Source organism: Spiroplasma sp. hy2 (assembly GCF_044714365.1).
In the GTDB taxonomy this organism is placed as follows: domain Bacteria; phylum Bacillota_I; class Bacilli_A; order Mycoplasmatales; family Mycoplasmataceae; genus Spiroplasma; species Spiroplasma phoeniceum.
In genome coordinates this window covers 1-1,436 of record NZ_RXFZ02000218.1, presented here as the reverse complement: position 1 = coordinate 1,436, position 1,436 = coordinate 1, and the positions used below count along the sequence as shown (strand labels likewise).

At 29.4% G+C, this 1,436-nt stretch carries 1 protein-coding gene; it reads left to right on the top strand.

Going from position 1 to position 1,436, the window contains the following annotated elements; all coding sequences use genetic code 4:
* Window positions 1–220 precede the first annotated feature (220 nt).
* Window positions 221–1,336: a hypothetical protein gene (locus EHV01_RS05540; protein WP_422066588.1), complete on the top strand. Its 1,116-nt coding sequence runs from the start codon at window positions 221–223 to the stop codon at window positions 1,334–1,336.
* Window positions 1,337–1,436 lie beyond the last annotated feature (100 nt).

Below are 1,436 nucleotides of genomic sequence, written 5' to 3'. Positions count from 1 at the left end.
TAAAGCAAAATCATAATCTTACACAAAATTAGTTTTCAAATTGTCATATTGATGATTTTTTTTATTTCATCAAGAGTTTTCGACAAAATTAAAGAATAATTTTAATTAGTATGCTTTTCTTTAAAAAATAAATATGATACTATATATTATTTTACTTTTTTATGGTACAATTTATAGTAACAAGAATGGGTAGAAAATAGGGCAAAATGAGGTGCAAAAAATGAATAATGGTTTTTATATTTTACCAAATGAAGAAGGATATTTAGTAAAGTCACATGATACTAATAGTGAAATTGCGCTATTTAGAAGTCGTCGTGATGCAGAAGTGTTTATTAGCACTTTAACATTATCACCAACCCCTGCCTTTTCAAATAATTATTCATCAGGAACTTCAATTCCCCAATATTCATCGCAACCTCAGCAAATTATTACGCCATATCCGACCAATGGTGCTTCACCACAAGTATTTTTTATTCAACAACCAGCTCCAGCGCAACAAGTAGCCCCACCGCCATATCCATTTTATCAGATGATGCCACCAACTTCGCAAATGGGAGGAATGTGTCATGGTATGTATCCAAATTATTATGGGCAACAAAATAATCCTTATGGACCATGAGGTTGTACTTGTGGGCATAATAACTCAGATTATAATGAACATTTTGAAAGAAATCCGCACATTAAAAATAATGAAGGTTTAAAACCAGGTTGAAATAATGCCAGCAATGATTTGGATATAAAAAAAAATAATCAATTAAAAGATGATACAGTTCCTTTAACACAGAAAAATGATGAATATTCAAATAATGGGTATGAAGAACAACTAGTTCAATCGCCGGTTGAAGAATATAATCCTCAAACAGTTATTAATCAAGGCCAAAATAATCCGGTTGCAACTGATGAAATATTAGGACAACAATATAATGATGTTCCAGTTACTAATCCAGAGCCTATAATAACTCCAAATGTTTATTCAGAGGAAGTGCAACAACAAGGAAATTATTCCCAACCAACCAACAATCAACCATACTATGAACAAGCTTTTGTTTCTAATCCGGTTTTTCTTAATCAACAATCAGAACAACCAAAACAATATGAGCAACCAAAACAAGTGGCAAAACCAATTAATGTAGCTAATGATGATGAATTCTTTAATTTTGCTAATGAACAAGAATTTAATAACAATTCCAAAATTTCAAAAAAAGAAACAAAACGTTTAATGAAAGAAGAATTAAAAGCAGCTAAAATGCAAACAAAATTAGAAAAACAGAATCGTAAAAAAGCAAAACGTAAAGGGGCACTTGATATTGAAGAATTAGATCCAATTGTAGAATAGACTTCTTGCATAACCTATTAAAATAATTGTAAATATTTTTAAAAAGATACTAATAGCAAATTATAATTTTAATTAATTATGTCTTTTATTTAAAAATWWA